The organism is Actinoallomurus sp. CA-150999 (genome assembly GCF_050942425.1).
GTDB lineage: Bacteria > Actinomycetota > Actinomycetes > Streptosporangiales > Streptosporangiaceae > Actinoallomurus.
Map to the genome: position 1 here is coordinate 8,469,519 of NZ_CP192063.1, position 19,272 is coordinate 8,488,790.

At 72.7% G+C, this 19,272-nt stretch carries 19 protein-coding genes; 12 read left to right on the forward strand and 7 right to left on the reverse strand.

Annotated elements, in window-relative coordinates:
- Positions 1-68: 68 nt before the first annotated feature.
- Positions 69-692, forward strand: coding sequence for a TetR/AcrR family transcriptional regulator (locus ACQP2O_RS39160; RefSeq protein ID WP_433174219.1), 624 nt, complete (start codon positions 69-71; stop codon positions 690-692).
- Between the two features lies 1 nt (position 693).
- On the opposite strand, the gene ACQP2O_RS39165 is transcribed toward ACQP2O_RS39160, so the two are convergent.
- The gene (locus ACQP2O_RS39165; RefSeq protein ID WP_433174221.1) at positions 694-1,395 is read right to left on the reverse strand and encodes a helix-turn-helix transcriptional regulator; all 702 of its coding nucleotides are present in this window, start codon (positions 1,393-1,395) and stop codon (positions 694-696) included.
- Between the two features lie 92 nt (positions 1,396-1,487).
- Entirely contained in the window at positions 1,488-2,399 is a 912-nt protein-coding gene (locus ACQP2O_RS39170) for a glutaminase (RefSeq protein WP_433174223.1), read from the reverse strand.
- Between the two features lie 159 nt (positions 2,400-2,558).
- On the opposite strand from ACQP2O_RS39170, the gene ACQP2O_RS39175 reads away from it, so the two are divergent.
- Positions 2,559-2,951, forward strand: coding sequence for a hypothetical protein (locus ACQP2O_RS39175; RefSeq protein ID WP_433174225.1), 393 nt, complete (start codon positions 2,559-2,561; stop codon positions 2,949-2,951).
- Here ACQP2O_RS39175 and ACQP2O_RS39180 read toward each other — a convergent pair.
- The 4 genes from ACQP2O_RS39180 to ACQP2O_RS39195 are packed head-to-tail and all read right to left on the reverse strand — an operon-like array spanning position 2,939 to position 6,772.
- Positions 2,939-3,949, reverse strand: coding sequence for a cation diffusion facilitator family transporter (locus ACQP2O_RS39180; protein ID WP_433174227.1), 1,011 nt, complete (start codon positions 3,947-3,949; stop codon positions 2,939-2,941). The genes ACQP2O_RS39175 and ACQP2O_RS39180 overlap by 13 nt on opposite strands.
- A gap of 48 nt (positions 3,950-3,997) precedes the next feature.
- Positions 3,998-4,621, reverse strand: a complete 624-nt coding sequence (locus ACQP2O_RS39185; protein ID WP_433174229.1) for an amino acid-binding protein — start codon at positions 4,619-4,621, stop codon at positions 3,998-4,000.
- 41 nt (positions 4,622-4,662) lie between these two features.
- Positions 4,663-6,054 carry a sensor histidine kinase gene (locus ACQP2O_RS39190; RefSeq protein ID WP_433174231.1) on the reverse strand — a complete coding sequence of 464 codons (1,392 nt, stop codon included), beginning with the start codon at positions 6,052-6,054 and terminating at the stop codon, positions 4,663-4,665.
- Between the two features lie 40 nt (positions 6,055-6,094).
- Positions 6,095-6,772: a response regulator transcription factor gene (locus ACQP2O_RS39195; RefSeq protein ID WP_433174233.1), complete on the reverse strand. Its 678-nt coding sequence runs from the start codon at positions 6,770-6,772 to the stop codon at positions 6,095-6,097.
- Positions 6,773-6,943: 171 nt separating this feature from the next.
- Here ACQP2O_RS39195 and ACQP2O_RS39200 point away from each other — a divergent pair, with 171 nt between their 5' ends.
- The 3 genes from ACQP2O_RS39200 (at position 6,944) to ACQP2O_RS39210 (ending at position 10,398) form a co-directional block, all read left to right on the forward strand.
- Entirely contained in the window at positions 6,944-8,074 is a 1,131-nt protein-coding gene (locus ACQP2O_RS39200) for a LolA family protein (RefSeq protein WP_433174235.1), read from the forward strand.
- A gap of 61 nt (positions 8,075-8,135) precedes the next feature.
- Entirely contained in the window at positions 8,136-9,122 is a 987-nt protein-coding gene (locus ACQP2O_RS39205; protein WP_433174237.1) for an ATP-binding cassette domain-containing protein, read from the forward strand.
- Positions 9,109-10,398, forward strand: coding sequence for an ABC transporter permease subunit (locus ACQP2O_RS39210; protein ID WP_433174239.1), 1,290 nt, complete (start codon positions 9,109-9,111; stop codon positions 10,396-10,398). The genes ACQP2O_RS39205 and ACQP2O_RS39210 overlap by 14 nt, the downstream gene beginning before the upstream one ends.
- On the opposite strand, the gene ACQP2O_RS39215 is transcribed toward ACQP2O_RS39210, so the two are convergent.
- Positions 10,388-11,410 carry a PHP domain-containing protein gene (locus ACQP2O_RS39215; protein WP_433174242.1) on the reverse strand — a complete coding sequence of 341 codons (1,023 nt, stop codon included), beginning with the start codon at positions 11,408-11,410 and terminating at the stop codon, positions 10,388-10,390. The two genes, ACQP2O_RS39210 and ACQP2O_RS39215, sit on opposite strands and share 11 nt — an antisense overlap.
- A gap of 108 nt (positions 11,411-11,518) precedes the next feature.
- On the opposite strand from ACQP2O_RS39215, the gene ACQP2O_RS39220 reads away from it, so the two are divergent.
- From ACQP2O_RS39220 to ACQP2O_RS39250, 7 genes are all read left to right on the forward strand, one after another.
- A complete protein-coding gene (locus ACQP2O_RS39220) occupies positions 11,519-12,817 on the forward strand; it encodes a sensor histidine kinase (protein ID WP_433174244.1) in 1,299 nt (432 codons plus the stop codon).
- A 30-nt stretch (positions 12,818-12,847) separates the two neighbouring features.
- The gene (locus tag ACQP2O_RS39225; protein ID WP_433174246.1) at positions 12,848-13,507 is read left to right on the forward strand and encodes a response regulator; all 660 of its coding nucleotides are present in this window, start codon (positions 12,848-12,850) and stop codon (positions 13,505-13,507) included.
- A gap of 138 nt (positions 13,508-13,645) precedes the next feature.
- Positions 13,646-14,557 carry an alpha/beta hydrolase gene (locus ACQP2O_RS39230; RefSeq protein WP_433174247.1) on the forward strand — a complete coding sequence of 304 codons (912 nt, stop codon included), beginning with the start codon at positions 13,646-13,648 and terminating at the stop codon, positions 14,555-14,557.
- A 205-nt stretch (positions 14,558-14,762) separates the two neighbouring features.
- Complete coding sequence (locus ACQP2O_RS39235) at positions 14,763-15,890, forward strand: acyltransferase family protein (protein ID WP_433174248.1); 1,128 nt, start codon at positions 14,763-14,765, stop codon at positions 15,888-15,890.
- Between the two features lie 211 nt (positions 15,891-16,101).
- Positions 16,102-17,223 carry a PucR family transcriptional regulator gene (locus ACQP2O_RS39240; RefSeq protein WP_433191294.1) on the forward strand — a complete coding sequence of 374 codons (1,122 nt, stop codon included), beginning with the start codon at positions 16,102-16,104 and terminating at the stop codon, positions 17,221-17,223.
- 91 nt (positions 17,224-17,314) lie between these two features.
- Entirely contained in the window at positions 17,315-18,250 is a 936-nt protein-coding gene (locus ACQP2O_RS39245; RefSeq protein WP_433191295.1) for an ACP S-malonyltransferase, read from the forward strand.
- Positions 18,247-19,212, forward strand: coding sequence for a beta-ketoacyl-ACP synthase III (locus ACQP2O_RS39250; RefSeq protein ID WP_433174249.1), 966 nt, complete (start codon positions 18,247-18,249; stop codon positions 19,210-19,212). The genes ACQP2O_RS39245 and ACQP2O_RS39250 overlap by 4 nt, the downstream gene beginning before the upstream one ends.
- The last annotated feature ends 60 nt before the right edge of the window (positions 19,213-19,272 follow it).

Sequence of the window (19,272 nt, forward strand, 5' to 3'; positions counted from 1 at the left end):
TGAGCCGGCTCAGCGGAGGATGGGCGCGGCCGCTAAGGTACGGGTGGTACCGGAATGGAGAGGAAGGCATGGTCGGCGATCCCACACCCCCAGCGGCATCCGGCGGTTCGAGGCGGCGCGGGGCGGTCCTGGAGGAGGCGATCCTGCGCGCGGCGGCCGACGAACTCCTCGAGTCCGGCTATCCCGGACTGACCATGGACCGGGTCGCCAAGCGGGCGGGGACCAACAAGAACGCCATCTACCGCCGCTGGCCGAACCGCGCCGCGCTCGGCGTCGCCGCGTACCGCCGGCTGGTGACGGCCCGGACACAGCCTCCCGACACCGGCACGTTGCGCGAAGACGCGCTGACGCTGCTCCGCCGCATCAACTGCGACCTGTCCTCACCCGAAGGCGAGATCCTCCGCAGCCTGCTGTCGAGCGTCGGCGACGAGCCGGAACTGCTGGCGGAGCTGCAGGAGCAGGCCGCAGACGGCGGCTCGGCCTCCTGGCTCACGATTCTCGGACGCGCCGTGGCGCGCGGTGAGGCACCCCCCGAGGCCGTTCACCCGCGGGTCGCCACGGTGGCCCTCACACTCCTGCGCAACGAGTACGTCACCCAGGGACTCGGCAGCGTCCCCGACGGCGTCCTCGTCGAGATCGTCGACGAGGTCTACCTCCCGCTGGTCCGCGGACGCGGCCCGGCGAGCGCGTAGGTCAGTCGAGCCGGAGGGCGCCTGCCATGAGGTCGGCGATCCTGGGGTCGGCCTGGGAGTAGTCGCGGGGCGGCGCGATCTCGTCCAGCAGCGCGGCCTCCCTGATCCGGTCGATTCGGAAGATCCGCGGAGCGTCGCGGAGCCGGCACCAGCCGATCAGATGCCAGTCGCGCGCGCCGGCGACGAACGCGACCGGCTCGACCTCGCGGCGCGTCTCCGTGTCGTCGCGGCCGGCGTAGACGAGCCGCACGACCTGGCGTGTGGCGACCGCCTCCTCGACGACGGCCGCGACGGGCACCTCCGGTGCGCCATCGGCGGGCACCAGGCCGCGGATGCTCGCGGCGAGCCGGCGATCCTCCGCGCTGTCCGCCGCCGCCATGGCCGCCACGATCTTCAGCAGGGCCGTACGACCCGAGTGGGCGAAGGGGGACGCGCCGTCGCGGCCCACGGCCGTCGCGAGCGCGACGGCCTCGGCCGGGGAGAGCACGACGGGCGGCAGCGTCCCGACCGTGTCGAAGAAATAGCCGCCACCGGCCGGGTCGGCCTTGATCGGAACACCGGCCTCGCGCAGTTCCTCGATGTCCCGCTCGATGGTCGGGGCGTCGACGTCGAAGCGCCGGGCGAGTTCACGGACGCCGTACGGCCGGGGTGCGCCCGCACGAAGCTCGTCGACGAGGGCGAACAAGCGGTCCGTACGGGTCACGAACCGACCGTAGATCACGAGTCCGGCATTTCAAGCTGACGCGCCGGTTGGAGCACGGTGTCGCCGAAGTTCAACTTCGACCCTGAGCACCGTCAGAAGACCGACCAGCCGGTCAAGGTCGTGAAACGGTCGAGGGCCGCGACGCCGGCCACCGAGTTGCCGTGCGCGTCGAGTCCGGGGCTCCACACGCACACGGCGCAGCGGCCGGGGACGATCGCGAGGATGCCGCCGCCCACCCCGCTCTTGCCCGGCAGCCCGACGCGGTAGGCGAAGTCGCCGGCCGCGTCGTACGTGCCGCACGTGAGCATGACCGCGTTGACCCGCTTCGCCTCGCTGCCGCTCAGCAGCCGCGAACCGTCGCCCCGCACTCCGCGCCGCGCCAGGAAGCCGCCGGCCAGCGCGAGGTCGCGGCAGCTCATCGTGATGGCGCACTGGCGGAAGTAGTGCTCGAGGACGACCGGGACGGGGTTCTCGAGGTTCCCGTAGCTCGCCATGAAGTGCGCCAGGGCGGCGTTCCGGTCGCCGTGGGCCGCCTCGGAGCCGGCGACGTCCGGGTCGGGGGTGATCGTCGGGTTCCCGCTCTCGGCCCGGAGGAACTCCAGGACGGCCGCGCCGGCGTCGCCGGTCAGGGTCTGCAGCCGGTCCGTGACGACGAGGGCACCGGCGTTGATGAAGGGGTTGCGGGGCACGCCGTTCTCGTGTTCGAGCTGGACCAGGGAGTTGAACGGGTTCCCGGACGGCTCCCGGCCGACGCGCCACCAGAGGTGTTCGCCGTCGCGGGCGAGGGTGAGCGCGAGACTGAACGTCTTCGAGATGGACTGGATGGAGAACGGGGTCTCCCAGTCCCCGACGCCGTGGATCGCGCCGTCGATGTCGGCGACGGCGATCCCGAACCGCTCCTCTTGCACCGTGGCGAGCGCCGGGATGTACCGGCTGACCTGTCCTTGGCCGACCAGCGGTCGTGCCTGCGCGGCAACCTCGTGCAGGAGGGCGTCGTAATCCATGACCCTGATTGTCCTGGTACATCGCCGTACGACCGTCTTCGGGGAGCCCCACGTGCTGGGGAAGCTCGGTGTTCACCGGGCCGAGAGGCGGACCCGGTGGCGGCGCCGCGGAACCTACCGGAATGATCGGAGCGTCCCCGAGATATGAGGTGAAGGACGTTGCTCGCGGTATCGACGGACACGATCCGTGTCTTCCTGCATGTTCTGGCGGCCACGGTCTGGGTCGGCGGCCAGCTGACTCTGGGCGCGCTGGTACCCGCCCTGCGCGGGTACGAGGGTGTGACCAAGGTCGCGGCGCGCCGTTTCAACATGGTCGCCTGGCCGGCGTTCGCGGTGCTCGTCCTCACCGGCGTGTGGAACATCGTCGCCCTCGACCATCCGAGCGACGCCTACCGGATGACGCTCAACGTCAAGATGGTCTTCGTGGTGCTGTCCGGGGTGGCGGCGTTCCTGCACATGCGGTCCACGTCCAAGCGCGGGCTGGCGATCTGGGGCGGCCTGGGCGCACTCGGTGCCCTCGTCGCGCTGTTCTTCGGCGTTCAGCTCGGCTGAACGGGTTGATCGCCCGCCGTCCAGTAGGACGGCGGGCGGCCGTACCGCGCGATGACGTGCTCGCGAAGGCCGGCGTCGTCGCGCGGCACGGGCTCCAGGAAGACCTCGAAGACGTCCGGGTGGGCGGTGCGGAGCTCGTCATTGAGGCGTACGCACGCGCGCTCGACGTCGGCGGCGCCGAGGTCGTCGCGGAAGTCCAGCCGGGCGCAGACGAGCACCTGACCCGTGCCGACGGTCATGGTCATCAGGTCGACCAGCGCCTCGATCTCGGGTGCGGCCAGAAGAATGCGTCGTACGCCGCGCAGGATCGCCGGCTTGGCCTGCCGGCCGATGAGCAGGTCGAGGTTGGTCCGGCCGAGGAGGAAGGCCGCCAGCGTCAGCACGACGCCGATGAGCAGGGAGGCCACGCCGTCCCAGACGGCGGAGCCGGTGAGCTGGTGCAGGCCGAGGCCGGCTGCGGCGAGGGCGAGACCGATCAGGGCCGCCGAGTCCTCGAACAGCACCGACTTGGTGGTCGGGTCGTCGGTGGTGCGCAGGAACGCCACGAGCGACTGCCCGTTCTCGCGGGCGCCCTCCCGGGTCTGCCGGAACGCCTGCCGCCAGGAGATGCTCTCGAGCACCGCGGACACGGCGAGGACGAGGTAGCCGACGAGGGCGTCCTTCTCACCGGACTCCTCACCCATCAGCGCCTGCGCGCCCTGCACGAAGGCGAAGAGCGCGCCCATGCCGAAGATGCACACGGCGACGAGCAGCGACCAGATGTAGCGCTCGGTGCCGTGCCCGAACGGGTGCCGCCGGTCGGCCGGCCGCGCGCTGCGGCGCAGCGCGGTGAGCAGCAGCACCTCGTTGGTGGTGTCGGCGAAGGAGTGCCCGGCCTCGGACGCCATCGACGCCGACCCGGTGATCACCGCGGCGACCGTCTTGGCCAGCGCGATGCCGAGATTGGCGGCGAGCGCGAGGACGACGGTCAGCCGACTCTCCTGCTGTTCCTCAGCCACGTGCTCAGGGTGTCACGGAGTCCTGTTCGTCGCGTAACCGGCGGTTCGTCACACCGCCGTTCCGACGCCGAGGACGGCCTCGGCGGCGGTGGCCAGCTGGATGAGCCGTTCGATCTCGGTCTGGTGGAACGGCGGCGCGGCCACGCGGGCGAGCAGCAGCGCCTGCCCGGAACGGCCGACCGGGATGAACGCGTAGCGCACTCCGTCCTCGCCCGTGAACGCCCGGGCGCCGGACGTGGGAACGGCCGGCAGCGTGAGCGGGTCGGGTGCCTGCCAGCTCGCGTGCACGACCAGCCCGTCCCGGCCCAGCATCGCGGCCCAGTCGCCCCCGAAGATCTTCGGCACGGCCTCGACCAGGGCGATCACCCCGTTCGGCGGGTTGGCGGCCATCTGGCCGACCACCTCGACGTCGGCGAAGACGCCGGGCGCCTCATTGGTCTGCCAGACACCGTCGATCTCGAGACCGCGCACGGAGGCCAGGGCGTCCCACAGGACGTCCAGCGACGCGCTCTGCGGCCACGAGACGGTGATGTCGTCGACCGCCCGGCCCGCGGAACGTTCCAACACAACGACCTGCACGATGTCGGCGCCCGCGGCGCCCAGGGTCCGGGCGACGGTCCCGAGCGATCCCGGCCGGTCGGGCAGCCTGAGTCGTACCCGCAAAAGCGGCATACCGCTCACCTCCTGGACAAATAAACTGCCATAGCGACATTTCAAACATGTTGCTGGCCTATTTCGTCGGGCGGCGGCTCCGCCGTCGGAAGGCGTACGACGGCGCGAAGACCGGGGGACGTGTCCTCCAGGTGGGCGTCGCCGCCATGAGCACGGGCGGTCTCGCGGACGATGGCCAGGCCGAGACCGGCGCCGCCCTCGTCACGGCTTCGTCCCTCGTCCAAGCGCGTGAACCGGGCGAAGACGCGTTCCCTGTCGGCCTGCGGGATTCCGGGGCCGTCGTCGCACACCGACAGCTCCGCCCACTCACCGGCCCGCGACACATCGACCCGTACGCCGGTCGCCGCGTGCCGCAGGGCGTTGTCGACGAGGTTGTCGAGCAGGCGCGTGAGGCCCTTGCCGTCACCCTGCACGATCACGGGCTCACCGGCGTCCACCGTGACGGGAACCCGGCCGGCCGGATGGCGCTCCCCCGCCGCCCGGGCCAGCGTCGACAGGTCGACCGGCTCGCGCGCCACCGTACGGGCCCCGTGCTCGTCGAGCCGAGCGAGGACCAGCAGGTCGTCGGCGAGCCGGGAGAGCCGCAGCGTGTCGGCGAGCACGCCCGCTCCCGTCTCCGGCCAGGGCTGGCTGTCCGGGTGGTCCAGCGCGACCTCCAGCTGGGCCCGGATGCTGGCGAGCGGGCTACGCAGCTCGTGCGCGGTGTCGGAGACCAGCGCCCGCTGGCGGGCCTCGGCCTGTTCGAGCCGGTGCAGCATGTCGTTGAGGGTGATCGCGAGGTCGTGCACCTCGTCACGCGCCTCGGGCACGGGAAGCCGGCGGGAGCGGGCCGTGCCGCTGATCTCCTCCGCGCCGCGCCGCAACTCGGTGATCGGACGCAGCGCTCCGCCGATCACCAGCCACCCGGCCGCACCGAGGAGCACCAGCAGGATCGGCACGCCGACGACCAGCGTACGGGCGACGATCTCCAGGCCGTGGTGGACCTGCTCGAACGACGTCGCGGCGATCACCGTCTGACCGTCGCGGGCCGGAAGGGCCACGACGCGCAGTAGATCGGGCATCCCGTACCCGCGCCCGTCGAGGAACCGCGCACGTCCGTCGCGACACGCCGCCGCCATGCTGCGGGCGTCGAGGAGCGGCACGAGACGGTCCCCGCCCGGCGAGGCCGCGCGGATCCGGCCGGTGGAGTCGACGACCTGGATCGTCATCGTCCCGCCGGTCGTCAGGATCGGATCGGGCAGCCGGTTCGCGTCGATGAGGGTGACGACGTCCGAGGCACTGCGCCGGGCGGAGTCGTCCAGCGTGGCGATCATGGAGTGGCCCACCGCGAAGGCGAAGATGCGCGCCAGCCCGACGAGCGTGAGCGCCAGGACGACGGCGGACGTCAGCGCCAGCCGCGCGCGGATCCCGCGCCTGCCCCACCACCCCCGCACCCCACGTGGCACTCTCGCGGGGAGGTCCGGCCCCGTGAGGTCAGCCACCGTCGCCGGCCAGCAGGTAGCCCGCTCCGCGCACGGTCCGCAGAGCGGATCGCCCGAACGGTGCGTCGATCTTGCGGCGGAGGTAGCCCACGTAGACCTCGACGGTGTTCAGGTCGGTGCCGTCGTAGTCCTCCCACACGTGTTCGAGGAGCTCGCCTTTGGAAATCGCCTCGTCGGGGCGCCGGATGAGGTACTCCAGCAGCGCGAACTCCCGGGGCGTCAGCTCGACCTCCGTGTCGCCGCGGAAGACCTGGCGTCGTGCCGGGTCGAGGCGAAGGTCTCCGGCGGTGAGGACCGATGGCCGCCGGGTGGGACCGCGGCGCAGCAGCGCCCGCAGCCGCGCGGCGAGCACGACGTAGGAGAACGGCTTGGTGAGGTAGTCGTCCGCGCCGAGATCCAGGCCGTCGGCCTGGTCGTACTCCCCGTCCTTGGCCGACAGGATGAGGATCGGCACCCAGTTCTGCTCCTGACGGAGCCGCTCGCACACGCGGTAGCCGGACAGCCCGGGCAGCATGATGTCGAGCACGACCGCGTCGTAGCCGCCCTCCCGCGCCAGGTGGAGACCGTCGACGCCGTCGTGCGCCAGGTCGACGGCGAACCCCTCCGCCTGCAGGCCACGCCGCAGCGCATCGGCCATCCGCCGTTCGTCCTCGACCACGAGAACCCGCACGAGCGCCCTCCCTCCGTACAGTCTGCGCCCAGGATGCCGGGGTTCGGCCCCTGGTGCGTCGTACGCGCGGATGAGCCGAATATCCCTCCCGAGGCGTACGGAACTCTCAGCGTCTCCACAGGATCAACCCGGCATTGTTGCGGTTACTGGAACACGAAGCAGGGGGTCAGCATGGCATCGACGTTCAAGAGTTCGCGCGCCGTCCGGTGGGCGGTGCCGGTCGGCGTGATCGCCGTCGTCGGCGCGGCGGCCGGGGCCGGACCGGTCATCGCCGCGGCGCAGGGCAGCCCGTCGCTACCGCCGAAGACCGCGGCGCAGCTCATCGCCGCGGTCCAGCAGGCGCACGGGCAGGGGAAGGTCCAGCCGCTGTCCGGCACGGTCGTCGAGAACGCGTCCCTGGGGCTCCCGGCGCTGCCGGGCGGCGGATCGAGCACGTCGCCGATGAGCCTGCTGTCCGGGTCGAACACGGCGCGGGTCTGGTACGGCGACGAGACGCACGTACGGCTGGCGCTGCTGAGCACCGGCAGCGAGACCGATTTCATCCGCAACGGGCAGGACACCTGGGAGTGGTCCAGCGACCAGAACACCGCCACGTACCGGAAGGTCACCGAGCAGGCGAAGCACTCCGAGGCCGCCACGCCGTCCAAGACGCCGATGACGCCGCAGCAGGCCGCCGACCAGGCGCTGGCCGCGGTCGGCAAGACCACGGACGTACGGGTCGACCCGACCGCGCACGTCGCCGGCCGTGACGCCTACGAGCTGGCCCTCACCCCGAAGGACAACCGGTCGCTGATCGGCCGGGTCCGGCTGGCGCTGGACGGCAAGACCTACGTCCCGCTGCGGGTGCAGGTGTTCGCACGGGGCGCGAACAGCCCGGCGTTCCAGGTCGGCTTCACGTCCGTGACCTTCAGCAAGCCCGCCGCGGCGAACTTCGCGTTCACGCCTCCCGCCGGGGCGAAGGTCGTGCGCAAGACCGCCTCCACGGCGGGCTCCGACGCGAAGACCCGGGAGAAGAAGGTCGAGGCCGGCCGCAGCGCGGCCGACACGTCGACGATCGGCACTGGGTGGACCGCCGTGAAGCGGCTCACGCTGCCGCAGAACGCCCAGCAGAACGCGCAGCAGAAGGACAAGAGCGGCATGATGTCCGCGCTGCAGAAGGCCGCGACGCCCGTGAGCGGCTCCTGGGGAAGCGGGAAGCTGCTGCGCACGAAGCTGGTCTCGGTGCTGCTCACCGACGACGGCCGGGTGTACGTCGGCGCCGTCACCCCCGACGTGCTCGAGCAGGCGGCGGCACACAAGTGACCACGGCCACTGAAAGCGGGGGCGCACGAGTGACCGCCACAACGGAAGCCGGGGCGCGCAGGTGACCGCGGCCATCGAGGCGGGGGCGCCGGTGTCGGCGCCCCCGCCGCCCGGCGAGGACGACGCGATCGCCACTCGGGGGCTGACCAAGCGGTTCCGTGGTGGTCAGGTCGCCGTGGCGGACCTGGACCTGACGGTCCCCCGAAGATCGGTCTTCGGCTTCCTGGGCCCGAACGGCTCCGGGAAGACCACGACGATCCGGATGCTGCTCGGACTGATCTCGCCGACGACCGGCGACCACGCCCTGCTCGGCGTGCCGATGCCGGACGGCTGGGCGACCGCGCTGCCGAAGGTCGGCTCGCTGATCGAGGGGCCGGCCTTCCACCCGCACCTGTCGGGCGAGGCGAACCTGCGCCGCTGTGACGCCGCCGACCGTACGGCCGACCCTCGCACGTCGCGCCGCCGCATCGGCGACGCCCTCGAACGCGTCGGGCTGACCGCGGCCGCGGGCAAGCGCTACAAGAACTACTCCCTCGGCATGAAGCAGCGGCTGGGGATCGCGGCGGCGCTCCTGCGGCACCGGGAGCTGCTGATCCTGGACGAGCCGACGAACGGGCTCGACCCGCAGGGCACCCGCGAGGTCCGCACGCTCATCCGGGAGATCGCCGCCGACGGCACCACGGTGTTCGTCTCCTCTCACCTGCTCGCCGAGATCGAGCAGGTCTGCACGCACGTCGCGGTGATGCGCACCGGACGGCTGGTCGCGCAGGGCTCACTCGACGAGCTGCGGGCGGGCACCGGTGCCCGGATCCGGGTGGAGACCCCGGACTCCGGTACGGCGAGCGGCGTGCTGACCGGACTGGGCCTCACCGACCTGCGCGGCTCGGAAGGCGAGATCAGCGCCGAACTCGGCGAGCTGCCGCCCGAACGGGTGTGCGCCGAACTGGTCGGCGCGGGCGTCGCCGTGCGCGGGCTGGCAGTGGTGCGGCCGAGCCTGGAGGACATGTTCGTCGAGCTCACCGGGGAGGGCTTCGATGTCGACGGCTGACATCTCGCAGGGAACGGACCGGGCCGCGATCGCCCGGGAGACGGACGCGCCGACGGCCGAGACCACGGGCCGGACGACCACCGCGGCGGACGCTCCTCCGGCCGGGGCCGCCCACGCGGAGGGCACCCATCCGGCCGAGACCACTCGTCCGGCCGAAGCCACCGACCGGGGAAACGGCCTTTCGGCCAGGGCCGCCCGCGCGGCGGCCACCGCGACGGGCGCCCATCCCGCCGAGGCCACCGCGACGGGCACCGATCCCGCTGAGGCCACCGACCCGGCGGGCGCCCATCCGGAGGGGACCACCCGCCCGGCGACCACCGCGACCGGCACCAATCCGGCCGAAGCCACCGACCCGGCGGCCACTCGTCCGGAGGAAGCCACCCGTCCGGCGACCACCGTGACCGGCACCAATCCGGCCGAAGCCGATCGCCCGGGAGCCACCGCGACGCCCGTACGGTCCGCGCTCGGGCTGCGGTTGTTCGGCTCGGAACTCGGGCTGGTCTTCCGGCGGCGGCGCAACCAGGCGCTGCTACTCCTGCTCGGCGCCATTCCGATCGTGGTCGGCATCGCGCTGAAGCTGAGCACGCCGCGCGGCGACGACGCCGGCCCGCGCCTGATCGCCCAGGTGGCGGGCAACGGGGTCTTCCTGACGGTCGGGGCGCTGTTCTTCGTGCTGCCGCTGATCCTGCCGTTGACGATCTCGGTGGTGGCCGGGGACTCGGTCGCCGGCGAGGCCGGCATCGGCACGCTGCGCTACCTGCTGGCCGTGCCGGCGGGCCGTACCCGGCTACTGCTGGTCAAGTACGCGACGACGGTGACGTTCTGCCTGGCCGCCGTGGCGACGCTCACCGCGACGGCGCTGGCCACGGGGCTGCTGCTGTTCCCGGTCGGCCCGGTGACGCTGCTGTCGGGATCGACGGTGTCCCTGAGCGCGGGGATGGTCCGGCTCCTCCTCGTCGCGCTGTACATCGCCGCGGGTGTCGCCACCCTCGCCGCGATCGGCCTGGCGGTCTCCACGGTCACCGACAGCCCGATCGCCGCGATCACCACGACCGCCGTCCTGCCGGTGGTCAGCCAAGTGGTCGACGCGGTGCCGCAGCTGAGCTCGGTGCACCCGTACCTGTTCACGCACTGGTGGTACAGCTACGACGACCTGCTGCGGGCGCCGATCGTGACCGACCACCTGACCCGCGGGCTGCTGACGTTCCTGGCCTACACGCTGGTGTTCGGCTCGGTGGCCTGGGCGAGGTTCACGAGCAAGGACGTCACCTGCTGACCCACGCGAGCAGGTCGTCCGCCGTCATCGCGTTGACGATCCGGTCCGGGTCGACTCCGCAGCGGGCGGCCCGCTCGCAGCCGTACGGCTGCCAGTCGAGCTGACCGGGGGCGTGCGCGTCGGAGTCGATCGCGAACCCGCAGCCCAGCTCGACGGCGAGCCGCAGCAGCCGCTTGGGCGGGTCGAGGCGCTCCGGCCGGCTGTTGATCTCCACGGCGACGTCGTGGGCGGCGCACGCGGCGAACACGCGCTCGGCGTCGAACTCCGACTCCGGCCGCTTGTTCCCGCGCCGCCCGCCGCCCTGGACGATCCGCCCGGTGCAGTGGCCGAGCACGTTCACGCGGGGATTCGCCACGGCGGCGAGCATGCGGCGGGTCATGTCCGGTCCCGGCATGCGCAGCTTGGAATGGACGCTGGCCACGACGACGTCGAGTTCGGCGAGCAGCGCCGGGTCCTGGTCGAGCGACCCGTCGTCGAGGATGTCGACCTCGATGCCGGTGAGGATCCGGAACGGCGCGAGACGCTCATTGACCGCGGCCACGACCTTCAGCTGCTCGCGCAGCCGCTCCGGAGACAGACCGTTCGCGACCTTGAGGCGCGGCGAGTGGTCGGTCAGCGCGATGTAGTCGTGGCCGACCTCGATCGCCGCCTCGGCCATCTCCTCGATCGGCGAGCCACCGTCCGACCAGTCCGAATGCGTGTGCAGATCGCCGCGTAGCGCCGCGCGCAGGGCGGCGGCGGCCTCGTCGATCGGCGTGCCCTCCGTCGCCTCCAGGCGGCGCAGGTACGTCGGCGTCTCCCCGCGCAGCGCCTCGGCGATCACCAGCGCGGTCACGTGGCCGACACCGGGCAGCGCCTCCAGCGTGCCGGCCCGCGCCCGCTCGGCCAGCTCGTCCGGGGAGGTCCGCTCCACCGTCTCGGCGGCCCGCCGGAACGCCCGCGCCCGGTACGTCGCCTCGTGCGCCCGCTCGAGCAGGAACGCGATCCGCTTCAGCGCCTCGATCGGATCCATGGCCCCAGTCCTACCCCCTCCCGGCGGACCACCCCATACCTGGGTCGTATCCGCGGATCGGTCCTGAGAGGTACGAGGCTGACATCCGTGAGGGCCTACGCTCTGGGCATGGCCGACGCACCACCCGGGACGCTCGCACGTGCGCTGCGTCCGGTGTTCGCCGCAGTGGTGCGAGGCCGGACGGACCCGCCGGGACGACGTCGCCGCCGGCTGACGATCCGCGGGATCTACCTCCCCACCGTCGCCGAGGTGCTCCTCGCCCTGATCCTGGTCCTCGCCGGCAACGCGACCCTGCAGTCGTACCAGGCCGGCTTCCCCCTCAAGGCGGTGGCGCTTCTGGGCGTCCTCCCCTTGCTGCTGCGCGGCAGCCGCCCGCTGATCGCCTGGCGGTGGTCCGCGCTGGCGATGGTCCTGTCGTCGCTCGTCTTCCGCTCCCCGGCCATGACCAGCGTGCCGTACCTCCCGTGGCTGGGCATCGTCTACCTGCTGTGCCTGTACTCGGTGGCGGTGCGCTGCGAACGCGCGGTGACCGTCGGCGTGATGGTCATCTCCACCGTCGGATGCATCCTCATCGATCCGGGGACCGGCGCGTTCTCGCTGCTGTGCGCCGTTCCGGTCCTCCTCGGGTACATCGTCCGGCTGCGCCGGACCACCCGGCGGGCGCTGGCCGAACAGGAGGCCCGGCACGAGGCGGAGACGGCCGTGCTGCAGGAGCGGCAGCGGATCGCGCGTGAACTGCACGACGTCGTCGCCCACCACATGTCGGTCATCGCGATCCAGGCCGAGGCCGCGCCGTACAAGGTCGCCGACCCGCCACCGGAGCTGGCCGAGAGCTTCGCCGACATCCGTGCCAGCGCGCTGGAAGGACTGACCGAACTGCGCCGGATCCTCGGTGTCCTGCGGACCGAACCCGCGGCCCAGACCGCACCGCAGCCGGGCCTGGAACGCCTGGAGGAGGTCGTCGCGTCGGCACGCGCCGGCGGCCTCACCGTCGAGACGTCCGTGACCGGGCAGGCGCCGATCCTGCCGGCCGGCGTCGGGCTCTCGGCGTACCGGATCCTGCAGGAGTCGCTGAGCAACGCGATGCGGCACGCGCCCGGAGCGTCGGTGCGCGTCGACATCGCGTACGAGCCGGACATGCTGCGGCTCCGGGTGCGCAACGGCCCGGTTTCACCCCCATGGCCACGCCCCAGCACCCCCGGGGGGACCGCACCGGACCGCGTGGCGCGCGCCGGAGGCGGCCACGGCCTCGTCGGCATGCGCGAACGCGCCGCCATGCTCGGCGGGGACCTCACCGCCGAGCCGACCGCCGACGGCGGATTCGTCGTGACCGCCGTGCTCCCCCTGAACACCGGCGACCGTACGCACCCGGCCGGGCACCCGGAGCCCATGACGCCGGCCGACTGAGCCCGGCCGTAGCCCCCGAAGGAAGGACCCATGAGCATCCGCGTGCTGATCGCCGACGACCAGGGAATGGTCCGGTCGGGCTTCTCCATCCTCCTGAACGCCCAGCCGGACATCGAGGTCGTCGGCGAGGCCGTCAACGGCGAGGAGGCCGTGCGCAAGGCCACCGACCTACGGCCCGACGTGGTACTCATGGACGTGCGCATGCCCGTGCTCGACGGCCTGGCCGCCACCCGCCTCATCACCGAACAGCCGGACCCGCCGGGAATCCTGGTGCTCACCACCTTCGACCTGGACGACTACGTGTACGAGGCGCTGCGCGCCGGGGCCAGCGGATTCCTGCTCAAGGACGCGTCCGCGCAGGAGCTCTCGGACGCGGTACGCGTGGTCGCGGCGGGCGAGGCGCTGCTGGCGCCGACCGTCACCCGCCGGCTGATCTCGGAGTTCGCGCGGATGGGCGCCCCGAAGGGACCGGACCGCAACCGCCTGGAGGGCCTCACCGACCGGGAGACCGAGGTGCTGGGCCTGGTCGCGCGCGGCCTGTCCAACGCGGAGGTCGCCGAACGCCTCGTCGTCGCCGAGCAGACGGTCAAGACCCACGTCGGCCGCATCCTCATGAAACTGGACCTGCGCGACCGCACCCAGGCCGTGGTCTACGCCTACGAGACGGGCCTCGTCCGCCCCGGCGAATGACGCATAGCGGCTAACGGGCACCGGGGTCATCCCGCCCCCTACCGGAGATGTACGGCGAAGTCCGGTCGCCGGGGGGACGCGGGTGACAACGCCCGGTTCGTAACTTCCTGATCAATCGTTGACCAGGAAGGACGGCCCGTGAACAAGCGCCGGGCGACACTCGCCACACTCACCCTCGGCGGCGTCGTGATCGTGACCGGGGCGGCCGGCGGACGCCCCGTCGTGTCGCCGCCCGAACAGCCGCTGCCCGCGCTGACCGGCCAGGCGCTGGCCGCCCGGTACGCCGCGGACCGGATGGCGATCGAGACCGCCGCCCGCCGCGACCCTCGTCTGGCGCCGCTGGCCTCGCCCGGCCGTACGTTCCTGGCATTCGACCCGAGCGGCCGGGCCGTCGAGGTCGTCGGCGACCTGGCCACGGCCCGCCGCGTGGCGATACTGGTTCCGGGGGCGGACACGACGCTGCGGAGCTTCGACTCCCGGGGCACCGCCTCGCCGGGCGGCGGGGCGCGGGCGGTGCTGGCCGAGACCCACCGCCTCGACCCGCACGCCCGGCTCGCGGTGATCGCCTGGCTCGGGTACACGACCCCGGCCACCGTCAGCCTCGACATCGCCACCACCGCCCGCGCCGACCAGGGCGCCCGCGCCCTGCGCCCGCTGGTGAACGCGCTGGCCGCCCGCGGCGTCGCCGTGAGCCTGCTGTGCCACAGCTACGGCTCGGTCGTGTGCGCTCGTGCCGCCCACCACCTGCCCGCCACGGACATCGCGGTGTTCGGCAGTCCCGGCATGGCGGTCTCGTCCGCGGCGGGCCTGCACACCGGGGCGCGGCTGTGGGCCGGGCGAGCGTCCGGCGACTGGACCGCGTACATCCCGAAGGTGCGGGTCCTCGGGTTGGGCTTCGGCGCCGACCCGGTCGGCCGCGGCTTCGGCGCCCGGGTGTTCGCGGCCGGTGGCGGCAGCCACAGCGACTACCTCCGGCCGGGCGGGATCGCCCTGCGCAACCTCACCCTCATCGCCCTGGGCCGCGGCGCGGAGGTGTCCCGTGGCCGCTGACCCGATCCTCCACCCGCCCGTCGCTCCCCGGCCGGACGCGGACCCCGTCGCTCTCCGTCCGGAACCGCGATCGGTCGTTCCTCGGCCGGAAGCAGGACCCGTCGCTCCCCGGCCGGTGGCGGGGAGCGGGCGCTCTCGGGGCGGAGGTCTGCGCGCGCTTGCCGGACGCGTCGAGGCGGCCACTCCGGAGCGCCGTGACCGGGCCGTGGACGCCCTGCGGGCCTTCGCCATCCTCGGGGTGGTCCTCGGGCACTGGCTGGTCACCGCGCTCGTCCCCGCGGGAGCGGCGGACGGCTCCACGCACTGGAACGTGCGCAGCCCGCTGGCGTTCATGCCGTGGCTCGCCCCGGTGTCCTGGGTGCTGCAGACGCTCGCGCTCTTCTTCTTCGTCGGCGGCTACGCCGCCGCCAAGAGCCTCGACCGGGCAGAGAGCGTCAGTGGGTGGGTCCGCGGTCGTCTCAAGCGGTTGGTCCGGCCGGCCGCGGTCCTGGTGGCCGCGTGGATACCGCTCACGATCGTTCTCGTCGCGGCCGGCGTGGATCCGGAGCCGCTCGTTCGCCTGATGCTCAGCCCGCTGTGGTTCCTGTGCGTCTTCACCGGCATGACCGCGCTGACCCCGCTGCTCGCCCGGTTCGGGCCGTACGCCGCAGGCGTGGCGGCCGGCACGGTGGCCTGCGTCGATCTGATCAGGTTCGGGCTGCACGGCCCCACCTGGACGGGCTGGATCAATGTGCCCGCCGCGTGGGCGGTGCCGTACCTGCTCGGCATCGCCTGGGCGAAGGGCCGGCTCGGTTCACGGCGTACGGCGCTGGCCCTCCTGTTCGGCGGGGCGACAGCCGCCGTCGTCCTCGTCACATTCGCCGGATATCCGGCGACCATGGTCGGCCTGCCGAATACTCGGGTGTCCAACCTGAGCCCGCCGACGGCAGTCGCGGTGGCGTTCGGGCTCGCGCAGGTCGGGGCCGCGCTGCTCCTGCGCGATCGGGTGGCGCGCTGGATGCGGCGGCCCCTGGCCTGGCTTCCCGTGGCGCTGGCGAACCTGTCGGCGATGACGATCTTCTGCTGGCACCAGACCGCGCTCATGCTGGTGACGGTGGCGGCGCTGCCCTTCAGCGCCCTGCCCGGCCTGCACGATCGGCCCGGTGACTGGACGTGGATCGCGGCACGGGCGGTGTGGCTGCCGGTGTTCGCCGTCGTGCTCGCCGGGTGCCGGGCGATCTTCTGGAGGTTCGAGAGTCCGAGACGTCGCGGGCGGGGCGCGGATCGCGGCGTCCCGAGCGGGCGGGGCGCGGACTACGGCGTCACGAGCGGCCGACGCGCACCCGTACAGTGATCGAGGCGCCCCCGGAGCCGGTCCGATCGGTACGCCCGGCGTCGCGGAGACGAGCGACCGTCCGGGCGGGCGCCCGCCTGGGCACCCGCCGCCATAGCCGGTGACCTCGGCGGAGGCGGTGCCGCCGACGCGGCCGATTGGTGGGAGGCTGTTCGCTGTGAAGAAAGACCTCGACATCCGCGAACAGACCACTGAGCGGCTCGAACAGGCCATGGGGACCCTGGGCACCGCCGCGACGGCCAGTATGGAAGAACGACTGCCGTGGTTCCGCGCGATGTCGGCGGAGTACCGGTCCTGGGTCGGTCTGGTGGCGCAGGCCGGCATCGCCGGGTTCGTCGAGTGGTTCAAGCACGAGGAGAAGATCCGGCCCGCCATCGCCGGTGAGGTGTTCGGCACGGCGCCGCGTGAGCTGATGCGGGCGGTGCGGCTGCAGCAGACGGTGGAGATCGTCCGGGTCGTCATCGACGTCGTCGAGGCGCAGGTGAACGAGCTGGCGGCGCCCGGCGGCGAGACGCAGCTGCGGGAGGCCATCCTGCGCTACACCCGGGAGGTCGCCTTCGGCGCGGCCCAGGTGTACGCGCGGGCCGCCGAGACCCGTGGCGCGTGGGACGCCCGGCTGGAGGCGCTCATCGTCGACGCGCTGCTGCGCGGTGAGGTCGACGAGTCGCTGCACTCGTGGGCCGCCGCGCTCGGCTGGGCGTCGACGTCCGTCGCGGTGATGGCGGGCAACACCCCCGAGGACGAGCCCGAGGCCATCATCGACGACATCCGCATCGCGTCCCGCCGGGCGCGCGTCGACGTGCTCGCCGGCGTCCAGGGCAACCGGCTGATCGTCATCGTCGGCGGTGTCGAGGACGACCCGCTCGCGGCGGCGAAGCCGTTCACGTCGAAGTTCGGTCCGGGCGCGGTCGTGATCGGGCCGCGCGTCGACGATCTGTATTCGGCGACCATGTCGGCGCGCGCGGCCCTGGCCGGTCTGCGGGCGGTGGCCGGCTGGCCGGACGCGCCACGGCCGGTGCTCGCCAGCGACCTGCTCGCCGAACGTGGCCTCGACGGCGACCCGGACGCGCGGGCGTACCTCGTGGAGGAGGTGTTCGAGCCGCTGCGCGCCGCCGGGGCTCCGCTGCTGGACACCCTCACCACGTACCTGGAGCAGGGCTCGTCGCTGGAGGCCACGGCGCGCCTGTTGTTCGTGCACCCCAACACGGTGCGGTACCGCCTGCGCCGGGTGACCGAGCTCACCGGATACGTTCCCGCCGACGGCCGGGCGGCGTTCACTCTGCGCATCGCCCTTGTTCTGGGCCGATTCGCGGGTCGCTCCAACGGCCTGTGACGGTCTTGTAGGAGTCACACAAGGCTCGCCGCCGGAACTTCGTACCTAACCGCATGCATATGGTGGAGTCCTACAGTGCATGGTTGAGTGCGTGCTCGTCATCGCCGCGCCCGGGCAGGGCGCCCAAACCCCGGGATTCCTGAACGCCTGGCTCGAACTGCCGGGCGTCGCCGACCGTCTCGCGTGGTGGTCCGCCGTCACCGGACTCGACCTGATCCGCTACGGCACGACCGCCGACGCCGATGAGATCCGCGACACCGCCGTCGCGCAGCCTCTTCTGGTCGCCTCCGCGCTCGCGGCCTACGAGGTCCTGGGCGTGCGCCCGGACGTGACGGCCGGGCACAGCGTGGGCGAGCTCGCCGCCGGGGCGATCGCCGGTGTGATCTCCCCCGAGTCCGCCATGGTGCTCGTACGGGAGCGCGGCCGGGCGATGGCCGAGGCCGCCGCCGTCACCGAGACCGGCATGACCGCGGTCCTGGGCGGCGATGAGGAGGAGGTCCTCGCGACGATCGAGAAGCACGGCCTCACCCCGGCCAACACCAACGGCGCCGGCCAGGTGGTCGCGGCCGGCACGATGGAGCAGCTGGCCGCGTTCGCGGACACGCCGCCGGCCGGCGCGCGGCTGCGGCCGCTGTCGGTGGCCGGAGCGTTCCACACCCATCACATGGCCCCTGCGGTGGACACACTGCGGCGGATCACCCCCGGCATGCCGGTGGCCGACCCGGTCACCCGGCTGCTCTCCAACCGCGACGGTGCGGTCGTGGCAGGCGGCCGCGACTTCGTCGCCCGCCTCGTCGAGCAGGTCAGCGCGCCGGTGCGCTGGGACTCCTGCATGGCGACGATGGCGGACCTCGGCGTCACGGCGATCATCGAACTGCCCCCTGCGGGCACTCTGGTCGGCCTGGCCAGGCGCGCGCTTCCCGACGTGGAGCGGGTCGCGCTGAAGACCCCGGCCGACCTCGACAAGGCGCGCGCCCTCATCGAGCAGGAGACGCGCGCCGGCGACGACACTTTGGAGAACGCGTGACGTCCTTCCAGCTCCGTACCGGCGCCCCTGGGGCGCGCATCCTCGCGTTCGGTCACTACCAGCCGTCCAACGTCGTCACCAACGACGACATCGCCAAGACCGTCGAGACCAACGACGAGTGGATCCAGAGCCGCGTCGGCATCAAGCAGCGCCGCATCGCGGGTCCGGAGGAGTCCGTCGTCGACATGGCCGTCCAGGCGGGCGGCAAGGCCCTGGCGAGCAGCGGCCTGTCCCCCGAGGACATCGACCTGGTCATCGTCGCCACCTGCACCCAGGAGGCGCAGATCCCCAACGCGTCGGCGAGCGTGGCCCACCGGCTCGGCATCACCGCGCCCGGGGCGTACGACGTCAACGCGGCGTGCGCGGGCTTCTGCTACGCGCTGTCCAACGCCGCCGACGCGGTCCGCGCCGGCTCGGCGCGCAACGTCCTGGTGGTCGGCTCGGAGAAGCTGTCGCAGTGGGTCGACTGGACCGACCGCTCCACCTGCATCATCTTCGCCGACGGCGCCGGTGCCGCCGTGGTGACCGGCTCGGACGACGCCGCGATCGGCCCCGTCGTCTGGGGCAGCGCCGGCGACATGGCCGACCGGATCTACATCAAGGACCGCACGAGCTTCCTGTTCCAGGAAGGCCAGGCGGTGTTCCGGTGGACCACGACCGCGCTGGCCCCGATCGCGAGGGAGGCGTGCGAGCGCGCCGGCGTCGCGCCGTCCGAGCTCGCCGCGTTCGTCCCGCACCAGGCCAACCTGCGCATCATCGAGGCGATCGCCCGTAAGCTCAAGGCCGAGAACGCCGTCGTCGCCGACGACATCGTGAACGCCGGCAACACCTCGGCCGCCTCGATCCCGCTCGCCCTGTCCCGCATGATCGAGCGCGGTGACGTGCCCTCCGGCGCGCCGGCCCTGCTGATCGGCTTCGGCGCCGGCATGACGTACGCCGCCCAGGTGGTCCGCATCCCGTAGGGCCGCCGCCCCTGAACTCCCTCCGAAGCACAGTTCCACACCCTAGAAATGGAGAAATAT